At 73.0% G+C, this 14392-nt stretch carries 10 protein-coding genes; 8 read left to right on the top strand and 2 right to left on the bottom strand.

The window, feature by feature from the left end:
* Positions 1–113: 113 nt before the first annotated feature.
* From K313_RS20905 to K313_RS0111245, 3 genes are all read left to right on the top strand, one after another.
* Positions 114–2225 (top strand): MMPL family transporter, encoded by a 2112-nt coding sequence (locus tag K313_RS20905; protein WP_084412742.1) that lies wholly within the window; start codon positions 114–116, stop codon positions 2223–2225.
* Between the two features lie 80 nt (positions 2226–2305).
* On the top strand, positions 2306–3514 hold the full coding sequence (locus K313_RS0111250) for a sensor histidine kinase (RefSeq protein WP_029211702.1): 1209 nt from the start codon (positions 2306–2308) through the stop codon (positions 3512–3514).
* Positions 3511–4200: a response regulator transcription factor gene (locus K313_RS0111245; RefSeq protein WP_029211701.1), complete on the top strand. Its 690-nt coding sequence runs from the start codon at positions 3511–3513 to the stop codon at positions 4198–4200. The genes K313_RS0111250 and K313_RS0111245 overlap by 4 nt, the downstream gene beginning before the upstream one ends.
* Before the next feature lie 305 nt (positions 4201–4505).
* Here the strand turns inward: K313_RS0111245 and K313_RS0111240 are convergent, their stop codons facing one another.
* Positions 4506–5342 carry a Cof-type HAD-IIB family hydrolase gene (locus K313_RS0111240; RefSeq protein WP_029211700.1) on the bottom strand — a complete coding sequence of 279 codons (837 nt, stop codon included), beginning with the start codon at positions 5340–5342 and terminating at the stop codon, positions 4506–4508.
* Positions 5343–5647: 305 nt separating this feature from the next.
* Here K313_RS0111240 and leuS point away from each other — a divergent pair, with 305 nt between their 5' ends.
* The 5 genes from leuS to K313_RS0111215 all read left to right on the top strand — a co-directional run bounded on the left by leuS (position 5648) and on the right by K313_RS0111215 (position 13418).
* Positions 5648–8581 (top strand): leucine--tRNA ligase, encoded by a 2934-nt coding sequence (gene leuS / locus K313_RS0111235; protein ID WP_029211699.1) that lies wholly within the window; start codon positions 5648–5650, stop codon positions 8579–8581.
* Positions 8582–8584: 3 nt separating this feature from the next.
* Positions 8585–9448, top strand: coding sequence for a DegV family protein (locus tag K313_RS0111230; protein WP_029211698.1), 864 nt, complete (start codon positions 8585–8587; stop codon positions 9446–9448).
* Between the two features lie 33 nt (positions 9449–9481).
* The gene (locus K313_RS23525) at positions 9482–9658 is read left to right on the top strand and encodes a hypothetical protein (protein ID WP_156911339.1); all 177 of its coding nucleotides are present in this window, start codon (positions 9482–9484) and stop codon (positions 9656–9658) included.
* Positions 9659–9843: 185 nt separating this feature from the next.
* Complete coding sequence (locus K313_RS24490; RefSeq protein ID WP_029211697.1) at positions 9844–10839, top strand: ComEA family DNA-binding protein; 996 nt, start codon at positions 9844–9846, stop codon at positions 10837–10839.
* A complete protein-coding gene (locus tag K313_RS0111215; RefSeq protein ID WP_029211696.1) occupies positions 10836–13418 on the top strand; it encodes a ComEC/Rec2 family competence protein in 2583 nt (860 codons plus the stop codon). Before K313_RS24490 ends, K313_RS0111215 begins: the two co-directional genes overlap by 4 nt.
* A 6-nt stretch (positions 13419–13424) precedes the next feature.
* Here K313_RS0111215 and K313_RS0111210 read toward each other — a convergent pair whose 3' ends face one another.
* Complete coding sequence (locus K313_RS0111210; protein WP_029211695.1) at positions 13425–14342, bottom strand: LysR family transcriptional regulator; 918 nt, start codon at positions 14340–14342, stop codon at positions 13425–13427.
* Positions 14343–14392 lie beyond the last annotated feature (50 nt).

Here is a 14392-nt window from a genome sequence, read left to right as displayed (position 1 = left end):
CCGTCCGGTACGCCGGAGGGTGTAGGCCGCCCGGGGTAGGGGCGGCCCGCAGGGGCGAGAACCTGCCCCCTGAGCACGACGCCTCGCGCGTCGTGCTCCGCGAGGGTCGAGTCATGACCACATCACTGCTGGACAGGCTCGTGACCTCACTCCACTCCCGCCCCAGGCGGTCCTTGCCGGACCGGCTCGTCGCGTCCCTCCACTCCCGTCCCAGACGGTCGCTGCTGGCCGCCCTCGTCTTCGTCGTCCTCGCCGGTGTCTTCGGGGGGCCCGTCGTCGGGTCTCTGCAGGCTGACGGCGGCTTCACGGCGTCCAGCTCTGACTCTGCCCGGGCCGTCGAGCGGATCGAGGCGGCGACCGGCCGGAGCCCGTCACCGGGCGTCGTGCTCGTCGTCGACACCCCTGCGGGCTCACCCGCCACAGCGGTCGGCACCCAGGTCGCCGCGCTCGCCGCCATCGACGGCATTGCCGCTGCCGCTCCCGCGGGCAGGGCCGAGGACGGCAGCTCGGCGCTGGTCGTGGGCACGCTAGACGCCGACGCGGACAAGCGCGACGTCGCGACGGCCGTGATCGCGGCGTTCGACGGATCCCAGGACGTCACGGTGGGCGGCCAGGCCGTCGCCAGCACCCAGCTCGGGCAAGAGGTCGGCAAGGACCTCAGCCGGGCCGAGCTGCTCGCCTTCCCCGTGCTGGCGCTGCTGTCCATCCTGATCTTCGGCGGCAGGGCCGCGATCCTCCCGCTGGCCGTCGGCATCGCGACGATCGCGGGGACCTTCCTCGCCCTCGCGGGCATCAACCAGGTGTACGGCCTGAGCGTCTTCGCCCTGAACCTCGTCATCGGGCTCGGTCTCGGGCTGGCCGTCGACTACACCCTGTTCCTCCTCAGCCGCTACCGCGAGGAGCTGGAGCGACAGGGCCCCACCGCCGAGGCGCTGATGACCACCATGCGCACCGCAGGCCGGACCGTCGTGTTCTCCGCCGTCACCGTTGCCGTGGCCCTGGCCACCCTCATCGTGTTTCCCGTCGGGTTCCTGAAGTCGATGGGCATCGCGGGCGCCGTGGTGGCCATGGTCTCCGGGGCGATGGCGCTGCTGATCACCCCCGCGGTGATCGGGCTGTGGGGCGGCAAGCTGGCCCGGCGGCGCAGGTCGCACGGCAGGGGCGAGGGGCGTTGGTATCGCTTCGCGCACGCCGTCATGAGGCGGCCCGGTCTCATCGCGCTCGCCACCGCGGCCGTGATGGCCGTGCTCGCGGTCCCGGCGCTCGGCGCTGTGTGGACACCGGTCGACGGCACCGTGGTGCCGAGGCACGTCAGCGCTCGGGTCGTCACCGACACCCTCGCCACGAGCTATGGCGGCGCCGGGGGATCCCCGGTCACGGTCGCCGTCAGCAGCTCCGACGCCGGCGCCGTCTCTGCGCTGGCGCAGCGGGCCTCGGACCTGCCCGGGCTCGTCGGACCGGCTGAGGTGCGGGACCTGGGCAGCGACACCTGGCAGGTCGACCTGCGCGCCACCGGCGACCCTGCGGGCGAGACGGCACGACGTCTGGTCGAGGACATCCGGGCGGCAGCGGCCGACAGCGGCACCGACGCGTTGGTGGCGGGCCCGGCGGCTGAGTTCGTCGACCAGCAGTCGGCGATCGCCGGAGCTCTGCCGGCCGCCGCAGCCCTGCTGGTGGTGCTGACCGTGCTGGTGCTGTGGCTGATGACCGGATCGGTCGTCCTGCCCCTGATGGCGGTCGTGATGAATGCCCTGACCGTCGGGGTGGCGCTCGGCGCCATCACCTTCGTCTACCAGGCGGGAAGGCTGACGGACCTGCTCGGCTACACCCCGAACGGGGGCGTCGAACCGGCCAACTTCCTCGTGGCTGCAGCCCTCGTGTTCGCGTTGTCCACCGACTACGGGGTCTTCCTCTTCGGTCGGATCCGCGAGGCGCGCGATGCCGGCTCCGCCGACAAGGAGGCGGTCGCTCAGGGGCTCGGGCGGACGGGGAGCGTGGTGACGGCCGCGGCCATCCTGCTGGCCGTCGCGATCGGGGCGTTCAGCACCAGCTCCATCTCCTTCATGCAGCAGATCGGGATCGCCACGGCCATGGGTGTCCTGCTGGACGCCTTCGTCGTCCGCTCCTTCCTCGTCCCCGCCCTGATGGGGGTGATGGGCAAGTGGACCTGGTGGGCGCCCATGGGGTTGCGGAGGCTGCACGACCGGATCGGCCTCGCCGAGTAGCCATCGCCCGCAGGCCCCCGCCCCGCGAATACTCCCCAGGGAGGACGCGGGGCGGGGGCCTGCGGGTCTAGCGTCAGAGGGTGACCTGGTTGCGCGATCGTCCCGTCGTCGTCGACGTGGTGCTCGTCATCGTCTCCGTGGTGGCGATGGGCGTCGAGGCGCAGGTGCTCGACACGGCCCGCCCCAGCGGGATCGGGGCTGTCGCAACGGTGCTCGCGGCGCTGCCGCTGCTGGTGCGGCGGCGGTTGCCGCTCGTGGCGCTGGGGCTCGCCCTCGTGGGGGTCGTCGGGGTGCTGTCGACCACCAAGACCTACAACTCGGTGGTCATCCCCGCGGTCATCTGCACCTACGAGGTCGCGTCCCGTCGTGGCCGGCGCACGGCGGTGCTGGCCGGGGCCGTCGCCCTGCCCGCGGTGCTGCTGATCCTGCAGACCTTCAGCCCGCACTCGGTGCTCGAATGGGACACGGCCAAGAACCTGGGCCTGGTGGCCCTGCCGCTGGCTCTCGGTGTCGCCGCCCACGACCGCCGTCGTTACACGGCGGTCCTGCTGGACCGGGTCGCGATCGCCGAGCGGTCGCGGGAGGAGGAGGCCCGGCGCCGCGTGGGGGAGGAGCGGCTCCGGATCGCCCGCGACGTCCATGACGTCGTCGCCCACGCCATGGTGGCCATCAACGTGCAGGCGGGGGTGGGTGCCCACCTGCTGGAGCGTGACCCGGGTCGGGCGCGCGCCACGTTGCGCGACATCAAGAAGGTCAGCGGGGACGCCCTGGCCGACCTGCGTTCCATGCTGGGCACCCTGCGGGACGACGACGGGTCCGCCGGCGCCCCGCTGGCCCCCGTCCTGGGACTGCCGGACCTCGACGACCTCTATGGCAGCGTCACGTCGGCGGGGGTCGAGCTGGACGCCCAGATCGATCCTGAGGTCGGCTGGCTGCCGGTCCCGGTCCGCGCCACCGGCTACCGCATCGTCCAGGAGGCCATCACGAACGTGATGCGCCACGCCGGTCCTACCACCGCGCGGGTGCGCATCACCCGGGTCGAGGACGGCGTGCTGATCCTCGTCGAGGACGACGGGCGCAGGCCGGGGGACCACGCCTCCGTGCAGGGCGCGGGCCTCGGGGTGCGGGGGATGCGCGAGCGGGCCGCCGCCGTCGGCGGTTCGCTCGAGGCGGGTCCCCGGCCCGGTGGAGGGTGGCGGGTGCTGGCTCGTCTGCCCACGGACGGCAGCGGGGACCGCGACCTGTCCCCGCGCGCGGTCACCGGTGCCGGCGGGCGGTGGGCGCCATGATCCGGGTCCTGATCGCCGACGACCAGGCGCTCGTGCGGGCCGGGTTCCGGGCGTTGCTGGAGTCCGAGGCGGACGTGCAGGTCGTCGGCGAGGCCGCGGACGGCGCCGAGGCGGTGCGGACGGCGCTGCTGACCAGGCCCGACGTGGTGCTGATGGACGTGCGTATGCCGATCCTGGACGGCCTGGGGGCCACCCGCAGGATCACCGGCGACCAGCGTCTGGCGGCCACCAAGGTCGTGGTCCTGACGACCTTCGAGCTGGACGAGTACGTCTTCGGCACGCTGCGGGCGGGCGCCTCCGGCTTCCTGCTCAAGGACATCGAGCCGACCTCGCTGATCGAGGCGGTCCATCTGGTGCACGACGGTCAGGCGCTGCTCGCCCCTCAGGTGACCAAGCGACTGATCGCCGCGTTCGTGGAGGGAGAGACCCGCGCGGCAGACCGGCCCGCCACCCCCGCGGCGACGGCCGAACCCGACGGTCGGCTGGATTCGCTGACCCCGCGCGAGCGCGAGATCCTGGCGCTGGTGGGGCGGGGGATGTCCAACACCGAGATCGCCACGCACCTGGTCCTGTCGCCCCTGACCGCCAAGACCCACGTCTCCCGGCTCTTCCTCAAGCTGGGCGCCCGAGATCGCGCGCAGCTCGTCGTCACGGCCTTCGAGACCGGTCTGGTCGCGGTGGGATGAAGAGCAGTCCAGCGGCTTCAGCGCGGGCGTGTCCGAGGTGGGCTTGACGAGGTCAGCAGAGATGCGCCCAGCCCCCGGTAGGCGGAAGCCGATCGATGGGCGAGAGGGATGCTCGACCGTGACGGCCAGGGACGCCGTCCCTTTGTATGTCTGAGCGCTTCGCGGTCGGGCGGGACGACGCATCCGTGTCGGGAGCCATCGCCTCCTCTACACCGTCGAGGATGACCGACTGCTCGTCGTCGTCGTGACGCCGGTGCATCGTCGGGACGTGCACGACCCGCTGAGGACGGTCTGGACGACGTCCGTCAGGCCCCGAGCAGGTGGGTCAGGACCCGGACGACGCCGTCCTCGGTGTTGCGGGGCGCGAGATAGGCGGCGCTCTCGATCAGGTCGGGGTGGGCGTTGGCCATCGCGAACGACCAGGTGGCGGTGTCCAGCATCTGCAGGTCGTTGAGGTAGTCGCCGAGCACGACCGTCTGCGCGGACGTCACGCCCAGCCGCGACTGCAGCGCCCGCACCCCGTGGCCCTTGTGGACCCCCGGGGCCATGATGTCGATCCAGTGCTGGCCGGACAGGACGACCTGGTGGGTGCGCGCGACCTCGCCGAAGATCGCGTCCACGTGACGCTCCGCGTCCTCGAAGTCGTAGACAGCGAGCTTGAGCACGTCGTCCTCGACGGCGTGCAGGTCCCCGACGACCTCCAGCCTGGCGTAGTACTTCTCGCACTCGGCCAGGAAGGCCGGGTCGTTGCGCTCGACGTAGGCGCTGCGCACGCCGCACACCACGAGCCCCAGGTCGTGCTCGCGGGCGGCGACGCGCACCGTGTCGACCACCTCGCGCGTGATGTCCGCCGAGACGGTGGTCGTCGAGACGACCTCGTCGTCGTGGACCACGAGCGTGCCGTTCTCGGCGATGTAGGACAGCCCCTGCGGTGCGCGCTCGAACACCCGCTGCAGGGTCGCCAGCTGGCGCCCGCTGGCGGGCACGAACGTGATCCCGCGCTCACCCATCAGTGACAGCAGCCCCCAGAAGCCCGCGGGCACGGCGCCGGACTCGTCCAGCAGCGTCCCGTCCATGTCGGCGACCACGAGTCGCACGTCGTGCGGGCCGGGGGCGATCGTGGTCCAGGGGCGGGCAGGCATGGGGCACCTCTCGTGGGCGACGGCGGGGAGGACTCGATCGTATGGCGCCGCGCCGCCGTCACGCGCCGCCCGGTCACGGGGCGGCCATCGGTCGCGGGCGGTTCGGCATACGGCCTGGTCGTCGAGCCCGGGATAACCCTGCGGTAGCCTGGTGAGGTGGCCCACCAGCAGCTCCTTGTCGGGCCGCGCTGAGCACGCCGGACATCAGCGCGGCTGCCCCTCTGCGTGAGGGGCGTTCGTGTGTCTGGAGGCATGCGAGCCCGGGAGCAGACGCGAGCCACACCGAGGACCCAGGGAGACAGACGATGACGGACACGGCCGCCGAGACGCGCGACGAGCACCCCTACCGCTACACCGCCGCGCTGGCCGGGCAGATCGAGACCAGCTGGCAGGACCGCTGGGAGCAGCAGGGCACCTACCACGCGCCCAACCCCGCCGGCCCGTGGGCCGAGCCGGACAACCCGCTGACCCAGGCGCAGAAGCTCCTGGTCCTCGACATGTTCCCCTACCCGAGCGGCGCCGGCCTGCACGTCGGGCACCCGCTGGGCTACATCGCGACCGACGTCTACGCGCGCTACCACCGCATGACCGGCAAGAACGTCCTGCACTGTCTCGGCTACGACGCGTTCGGCCTGCCGGCGGAGCAGTACGCGGTCCAGACCGGTCAGCACCCGCGCAAGACGACCGAGGACAACATCGTGATCATGGCGCGCCAGCTGCGCCGCCTCGGCCTCGGCCACGACGACCGGCGTGCGATCCGCACCATCGACCCGGACTACTACCGCTGGACCCAGTGGATCTTCCTGCAGATCTTCAACAGCTGGTATGACGAGAGCGCCCCCCGCCCCGACGGGGGACTCGGTCGCGCGCGGCCGATCGCCGAGCTGGTCACGCAGCTGGCCGACGGCTCTCGCGCGCTCACGGGGGAGTGGGCCGGTCGCAGCTGGAGCGACCTCAGCGCCACCGAGCAGGCCACCGTCATCGACGGCCACCGCCTGGCCTACGCCGACGAGGCTCCGGTCAACTGGGCGCCCGGCCTCGGCACGGTCCTCTCCAACGAGGAGGTCACCAACGACGGCCGCTCCGAGCGCGGCAACTTCCCCGTCTTCCGCAAGGCCCTGCGCCAGTGGAAGATGCGGATCACGGCCTACGCCGACCGCCTCGCCGACGACCTCGACCGCGTGGACTGGCCGGACAAGGTCAAGACCATGCAGCGCAACTGGATCGGCCGCTCGCACGGCGCCCGCGTGACCTTCACCGGGCCGGCCGGGGAGCCGATCGACGTGTTCACCACGCGTCCCGACACGCTCTTCGGGGCGACCTTCATGGTGCTCGCGCCGGAGCACCCGCTCGTCGACGAGCTGGTCACCGACGCCTGGCCGAGCGACATCCCGATGCACTGGACCGGTGGCGCCGACACCCCCAGCGAGGCGGTCGCGGCATACCAGCTCGCGGCCTCCCGCAAGAGCGACGTCGAGCGCCAGATAGAGGACAAGACCAAGACGGGCGTGTTCACCGGCGCCTACGCGACCAACCCGGTCGACGGCCGCGAGGTCCCGGTGTTCATCGCCGACTACGTCCTCATGGGCTACGGCACGGGGGCGATCATGGCCGTCCCGGCGCACGACGCCCGCGACTTCGAGTTCGCCACGGAGTTCATGATCCCGATCCTGGACGTCGTTGCGCCGCAGGGAGACTCGTCGTGGCCCGGGTCGGTCAACAGCGGCGAGGCGTATGTCGCACCCGGGGTCGCCGTCAACTCCCGCAACGACGAGGTGTCGCTGGACGGCATGGCGCTCGACGAGGCCAGGGCCACGATGATCGAGTGGCTGGAGCGCACCGGCCGGGGTCAGGGCACCGTGACCTACCGCCTGCGCGACTGGCTGTTCAGCCGGCAGCGCTACTGGGGCGAGCCGTTCCCGATCGTCTTCGACGAGGACGGGGTCGCGCACGCGCTGCCCGAGTCGATGCTGCCGCTGGAGCTGCCCGAGATCCCGGACTACGCGCCCAAGACCTTCGACCCCGACGACGACTCGTCCGAGCCGGAGCCGCCGCTGTCCCGCGCCGGCGACTGGGTCGAGGTCGAGCTGGACCTCGGTGACGGGCGCGGCGTTCAGCGCTACCGCCGCGAGACCAACACCATGCCCAACTGGGCGGGGTCGTGCTGGTACTTCCTGCGCTACCTCGACCCCGCCAACGCCACCGCGCTGGTGGACCCGGAGGTCGAGCGCTACTGGATGGGCCCGCAGACCACGACGGTCGCCGGGGCTCCGGCCGGGGCGACCGACCCCGGTGGCGTGGACCTCTACGTCGGCGGCGTCGAGCACGCCGTGCTGCACCTGCTCTACGCCCGGTTCTGGGTCAAGGTGCTGCACGACCTCGGGCACCTGAGCTCCGAGGAGCCCTTCCGCACGTACTTCTCCCAGGGCTACATCCAGGCCGCCGCCTACCGCGACGACCGGGGTCAGCCGGTCCCCGCCGCCGAGGTCGAGGAGAGCGCCGACGGCGTCTTCACCTGGCAGGGCAGCGTCGTGCACCGCGAGTTCGGCAAGATCGGCAAGTCGCTCAAGAACGTCGTGTCCCCGGACGAGATGTACGACGAGTACGGCGCCGACACCTTCCGCGTCTACGAGATGGCCATGGGCCCGCTCGAGCTGAGTAAGCCGTGGGAGACGCGCGCCGTCGTCGGGTCTCAGCGCTTCCTGCAGCGGCTGTGGCGCAACGTGGTCGACGAGCAGACGGGCGAGATGCGGGTCGGCGACGACGCGATGGAGGACGCCACCAGCCGCCTGCTGCACAAGACGATCGACCAGGTCGCCCGCGACTACGACGGGCTGCGGTTCAACACCGCCATCGCCCGGCTCATCGAGCTCAACAACGCGCTGACCAAGCTGCCGGTCGTGCCGCGCGCAGCCGCCGAGGCGCTCGTGCTCATGGTGGCGCCGGTCGCGCCGCACATCGCCGAGGAGCTGTGGTCCCGCCTGGGGCACGAGGCCTCGGTGGTCCACGAGCCGTTCCCCGCCGCCGACCCCGCGCTCCTGGTCGACGACACCGTCACGTGCGTCGTGCAGGTCCTCGGCAAGGTGCGCGACCGCCTCGAGGTGGCCGCCGACATCAGCGAGGCCGACCTGGAGGCCGCGGCCCTCGCCAGCGAGCGCATCCAGGGGCTGCTCGAGGGCAAGACGATCCGCAAGGTCATCGTGCGGGCGCCCAAGCTGGTCAACATCGTCGCCGGCTGATCGATGACGACCCTGTTCCCCTCCGTCGGGCTGGTCACCGACTCGACGGGCTACCTGCCCGCCGAGTCGGTGACCCGCCACGGCATCGACGTCGTGCCGCTCGTGCTCGTCGCCGACGGGGAGCAGCACATCGAGGGCGAGCTGCCGCAGGACCAGGTCCCCGGCATCCTGCGCCGCGCCAAGAAGCTCGGCACCTCGCGCCCCTCGCCCGCCGACTTCCTGCTGGCCTATCGCCGGGCCGCCGAGCGAGGCTGCGAGGAGGTCCTGTCGGTCCACCTGTCCTCGGAGCTGTCCGGCACGGTCGAGGCCGCGGTCCTCGCCGCGACCCGCTCGCCGATCCCGGTCGAGGTCGTGGACTCCCGCTCCATCGGTATGGCGATGGGCTTCGGCGTGCTCACCGCCGCCGCGATGGTCGAGGACGGGGCGACCGCCGCCGAGGCCGGGGCCGCCGCACGGCGCCGGGCCGAGGACGCGACCCTGACCTTCTGCGTCGAGTCGTTGGACTACCTCCGCAAGGGCGGCCGCATCGGGGGAGCCGCCGCGTTCTTCGGCACCGCCCTGGCGATCAAGCCGCTGCTCGGCATCGACGACGGCCACATCGAGCCGGTGGCCAAGGTCCGCACGTCCACGCGCGCGGTCAAGGAGATGGTCGACCGGTCCGTCGCCGCGGCCGAGGCGTGCGGCGAGGCCGGCTGCGACATCGCCGTCCACCAGCTCGACGCCGAGCTGCGCGCCGACGAGGTGGTCGAGGCGCTGCGCGTCCGCTGTCCCGACGGCACCCCCATCGAGGTGTATCCCCTGGGTCCCGTGGCCGCCTGCCACGTCGGACCCGGGACGACCGCGGTCGTCGTCTCCCCGCGCCCCTAGGGTGTGCACACGGATACACATCGGGAGGTGGGCATGGCGACGCGGCACGGGGTCACGGTGGGGTGGTTCATCCCGACCCCCATGGACCGTGACGTCCAGGTGGCCTCCCTCCGGTCTGCCGCATCGGCGCTCGAGGTGGTGCTGAGCGACGGCGGCGTGGTCGTCGATGACCTGGTCGCCGAGCTCGCAGCGGCCCGCCCCGCTCGGTGAGCATCCCTGCCCGATCGTCGGGATCGGTTGGTCAGCCGAGCTCTCGCTCGAGATGCTCATCGACGACGTGGCGGAACCCGTCTGTTCACCGACTTGTCCACACCCTGACGCGACGCGGGGACGACTGTCCACAGGCGCGGCGCGTGCCCTGCCAGGCCCGGGCGCGCGGACCTAGCGTCGCGCTCATGGCACGTCGACCACCACCACCGGACCTGGAGCGGCTCGCGCGGATCACCGCGACCGAGACGCGCGAGGGCGACCCCTCGTGGCGGATGGAGCTGCCCCGATCGGGAGCGGTCGAGTCGCTGGACGACCTGCCCGACAACGTCGTGGAGCGCGTCTATGGCCCGGACGCGCTGGAGCGTCGTGGGCGGCTGTCGCCGTCCCCGCCCGAGGGCTCCGGGCGGCATCGTCCACCGGCGCCAGCGGTCGTGTCGCTGCCGAGCCGGTTGGTCGGCGCCACCTGGCAGCCCCGCTGGACCGCGGTGCTCGCCCTGCTCCTGGTGCTGGTGCTCGCGGGCGTCGCCTTCGGCGTCCGCGTGGCCATGGCGCGCAGCCAGGGGGAGCCTGAGCCGGTCCCCTCGGCGGCTGCCGACCGCGAGGCGGGCGACGGGGTGCAGCGTGGCGGATCGAGCGTGGCGGCCACGTCTCCGGGTCGGGGCGGTGGGACCGGCCCCGCAGCCGCGACGCCCTCCCCGGCGTCGACCGGGGTGATCGTGGACGTCGGCGGTCAGGTGCGGCGCCACGGCGTGGTCCGTCTCGCTCCTGGGGCCCGGGTGGTGGACGCGCTCGCGGCCGCGGGTGGGGCCTTGCCCGGGGCCGACCTCGGGGGCCTCAACCAGGCTCGGGTCCTCGTCGACGGCGAGCAGGTCTATGTGCCGCGCCCCGGCGAGAAGGCGCCGGTCCAGTCCGGATCGCCAGGCGGGGTGTCGCCCCCGGGAGGCACGTCGCCCAGCGGTGGCGGTGCGGCGGGGACCGCGGCCCCGGGTGCCCCGGTCGACCTCAACACGGCGACCGTGGAGCAGCTGGACACCCTGCCCGGCGTCGGTCCGGCGATCGCGGGTCGCATCATGGAGTGGCGCACGCAGCACGGGCGGTTCAGCAGCATCGACGAGCTCGGAGAGGTCCAGGGGATCGGGCCCAAGCTGCTCGAGCGACTCCGGGCCCAGGTGCGCGTATGACGACCCCCGGCTCTCCCGATCGCCCCGAGGCGTCCGGCCCCGGCGGAGCGGGGGCGCACGATCGACGTGGCGCTCGCGGCTCCGGCGCGGAGGAGGTGTCCGGGACACGGGAGCTTCAGGCCGCCCGCCGCCGCGAGCGCCAGGACCAGGCCCGACGACTGCTCGGGCTCGGGCAGTCGTCGGGGAGCGCGAGACGACCGTCGCGGTGGCTCGACGACATCCGACCGCAGACGCCCTCGGACGTTCGCCTCCTCCTGCCGGCCTGCGTCGCGTGGGCCCTGACCGCGGCCCTGCTGGACCGCCCGTCCTGGGTCCTGGGGCTGGTCGCCTCCGCTGGCGTCGTGCTGACCGTGGCGTCGGCGCGGTGGTCGGTGCGTCGGGCACGTCCTGGACGTCGGTCCGGTCGGTCGTGGGTGCCCGTCGTCGGGATCACCGGGGTGGTGATCGCCCTGACGCTGACGGCGTTCGTGGGGCACCGGGAGCTGCGCGGTGCGGGCACGATGGACGAGCTGGCGGCGCAGCGCGCGAGCGTCCGCCTCACCGCCGAGGTGGTGTCCGACCCGCGGGTGGTGGGCGGTGGGGCCGAGCGAGCGCCCGCGACGATGGTGCGGCTGCGGGTGCTCACCGTGCAGGGCCGCGGCTCGGTCAGTCGGGTCTCCGCGCCGATCCTCGTCTTCGGAGACGAACGCTGGACCCAGGTGCGGTGGGGCCAGCGGCTCGAGCTGGCCGGCAGGCTCAAGCCCGGCGAGCCGGGCGGTGATGTCGTCGCCTCCGTCACCGTCCGGGGCCCGCCACGCGTGGTCGGTCAGCCGGACCCGGTGCTCGCCGGCGCCGAGCACGTGCGCGCCGCCCTCCGTGCTGCGGTCGACGGGGTGCCGGAGGACGCAGCAGGGCTGGTGCCGGGACTCGTCATCGGGGACACGAGCCTGACGCCGACGGACCTCACGGCCGACATGAACGAGGTGCAGATGAGTCACCTCAGCGCGGTGTCCGGGTCCAACGTCAGCATCGTCCTGGCTGCGCTGATCGGCCTGTGCTCCCTGCTCGGTCTGTCGCGCCGCCTGCGCCCCGTGGTGGCGCTGATCGGCCTGGCCGGCTTCGTCGTGCTGGCCCGCCCCGAGCCCAGCGTCATCCGGGCCGCCGTGATGGGGGCCGTGGGCCTGCTCGGCGTCTCCACCTCGCGGCGCCGGTCGGCCCTGCCCGCGCTCGGCGCCGCGATCGTCGTGCTGCTCTGCTACGACCCGTGGCTCGCGCGGTCCTACGGCTTTGCGCTGTCCTCGCTCGCGACGCTCGGGCTGCTGCTGTTCGCGACGCCGTGGGGCGAGCGCATCGGCAGGGTGCTGCCGCACCGGATCCGTTCGTGGGGGCCGGCGCTCGCGATCCCGGTCGCCGCGCAGGTGGCCTGCGGACCCGTGACGATCATGCTCCAACCGTCGGTGAGCCTGGTCGGGGTCCCCGCCAACCTCGCGGCGGCTCCCTTCGTGGGACCGACCACCGTGCTCGGGATCGTCACGGCGGCGGTCGCCGTCGTGAGCGTGCCGGTGGCTCACCTGGTCGCGTGGGCGGCCGCCGTGCCGGCCTGGCTCATCGCCCGCGTGGCGCGTGTGGCGGCTGACGTGCCCTACGGCGCGATGCCCTGGCCCGACGGAGGACGCGGTGCCCTGCTGCTCGCCCTGCTCACCCTGGTCCTCGTGGTCAGCGGCCCGCGCCTGGCGTGGTGGACCCGGGCCCGCCCCCTGGCGGCGCTCGCGGTCGTGGTCCTCGCCCTCTCCCTCGTCGTGCCCGTCGGCTCGGCCGCGTGGCCGGTGGCCGGGTGGCGGATCGTGGTCTGCGACGTCGGTCAGGGCGACGGGATCGCCCTGTCGTCCGGACCCGGGCGAGCGGTCGTCGTCGACGTCGGGCCGGCCGACCCCGGCATACGACCCTGTCTGTCCCGCCTGGGGATCGACCGGATCGACGCCGTCGTCCTGTCCCACTTCCACGACGACCACGTCGGTGGGCTCGAGGAGGTGCTGGACGGCTGGCCGGTGGGCGCCGTGCTGGTCACCGCCACGCGCGACCCCGCCGCGCAGGCCACCAGGGTCGACCGGCTCTCGTCCGACCATCACCTGCGACCGCAGACCTTGGTGGCGGGGGACCGGCTGGCCTACGGCGACGTGAGCGCCGAGGTCGTCGCCCCGACGCGGGAGATCCGCGACGGGTCGGTGCCCAACAACGCGAGCCTGGTGCTGCTCGCCGACGTGGGCGGCACCACCGCGCTGCTGACCGGCGACGCCGAGCCCGAGCTCGCGGCCGACGCGCGAACGACGCTGTCCCGCTTGGCCGTCCACCCGCAGGTCGACGTCCTCAAGGTCGCCCACCACGGGTCGGCCAAGCAGGACCCCCACCTGCTCGCCGACCTCGACGCCCCGTTGGCGCTGATCAGCGTGGGGCTCGACAACGACTACGGCCAGCCGGCGGCATCCGCGCTGACCACGCTGCAGCGCAACGGGTTTCACATCGAGCGCACGGACGAGTCCGGTGATCTCGCCGTGCTCGGCCACGGCGCCGAGCTGCGGGTCGCCCGTCGGGGCCGGTGACCTGGGTCAGGACTGCTTGAACTCGCACGCGCTGGTCTTGAGGGCGTCGATGGTGGCCTGCACGGCGGGGACCTTCTGCAGGTCGGGGGTGGTGACGGCCACGATGTGGCGTCGCGACCACGGCGTGATGTCGCGGATCGCGGTGTGCGGGTTGACCGCTCGGCGCAGCATCAGGTCGGGGATGAGGGCGACGCCGAGGCCGGCACCCACCAGGCCGAGCTGGGCGACATAGTCCTCGGTCTCGAAGGCCAGGTTGGGCACGAAGCCCGAGTCCGCTGCCAGCCCGACCATGTGGACGCGGCACCGGGGGCAGCCCGCGACCCAGGCCTCGGTGGCGAGGTCGGCCATGCTCACGGTCTCGTGCGCGGCCAGCGGGTGGTCGACCGGCAGGGCCAGGCGCACCTCGTCGACGAGCAGGGGAGTGGTGACGAGCAGGTCGAGGTCGGTCTCGTCGGTCGGCGTCGAGCCGCTCTCGTAGGAGAAGCCGACGACCAGGTCGCACTCGCCCTCGCGCAGGGCGGCGATGGCCTCGGGGGGCTCGTTCTCGCTGAAGGTCACCGTCAGGTCGGGGTGCTGGCGGTGCAGGGCCGCGAGGGCGGGCGGCACGATCGTCGCGGTCGCGGACGGGAAGGACATGATCCGCACCCGGCCGGCGCGCAGCCCGGCGATGGCGGCGACCTCCTCCTCGGCGGCGTCGAGCGCGGCCAGGACGCCTCCGGCGTGGCGCGCGAGCACCTGCCCGGCCTCGGTCAGGCGCACCTGTCGGCCCACACGGTCGATCAGGACGGTGCCGGTGCGCTGCTCGAGGCGCCGCACCATCTGCGAGATGGCGGGCTGGGTGTAGCCGAGCGCGGCAGCGGCCCCGGTGAAGCTGCCCTCGTCGGCGATGGCCTTCATGACACGGAGTCCAGCGGCGTCGATCATGGGCTCATCCTATAACCTGATGTTATTGAATGTCGAGGTTGGTGCGGCTT

Origin of the sequence: Arsenicicoccus bolidensis DSM 15745 (assembly GCF_000426385.1) — a bacterium.
Taxonomy (GTDB): domain Bacteria; phylum Actinomycetota; class Actinomycetes; order Actinomycetales; family Dermatophilaceae; genus Arsenicicoccus; species Arsenicicoccus bolidensis.
This window is presented reverse-complemented; position numbering and strand designations above follow the sequence as displayed.

Coding starts and splice junctions, on each gene's coding strand:
- K313_RS0111240 (WP_029211700.1), bottom strand. CDS start 5,342: ATGCCTGCCCGCCCCTGGACCACGATCGCCCCCGGCCCGCACGACGTG.
- K313_RS0111245 (WP_029211701.1), top strand. CDS start 3,511: ATGATCCGGGTCCTGATCGCCGACGACCAGGCGCTCGTGCGGGCCGGG.
- leuS (WP_029211699.1), top strand. CDS start 5,648: ATGACGGACACGGCCGCCGAGACGCGCGACGAGCACCCCTACCGCTAC.
- K313_RS24490 (WP_029211697.1), top strand. CDS start 9,844: ATGGCACGTCGACCACCACCACCGGACCTGGAGCGGCTCGCGCGGATC.
- K313_RS0111215 (WP_029211696.1), top strand. CDS start 10,836: ATGACGACCCCCGGCTCTCCCGATCGCCCCGAGGCGTCCGGCCCCGGC.
- K313_RS0111210 (WP_029211695.1), bottom strand. CDS start 14,342: ATGATCGACGCCGCTGGACTCCGTGTCATGAAGGCCATCGCCGACGAG.
- K313_RS0111230 (WP_029211698.1), top strand. CDS start 8,585: ATGACGACCCTGTTCCCCTCCGTCGGGCTGGTCACCGACTCGACGGGC.
- K313_RS23525 (WP_156911339.1), top strand. CDS start 9,482: ATGGCGACGCGGCACGGGGTCACGGTGGGGTGGTTCATCCCGACCCCC.
- K313_RS20905 (WP_084412742.1), top strand. CDS start 114: ATGACCACATCACTGCTGGACAGGCTCGTGACCTCACTCCACTCCCGC.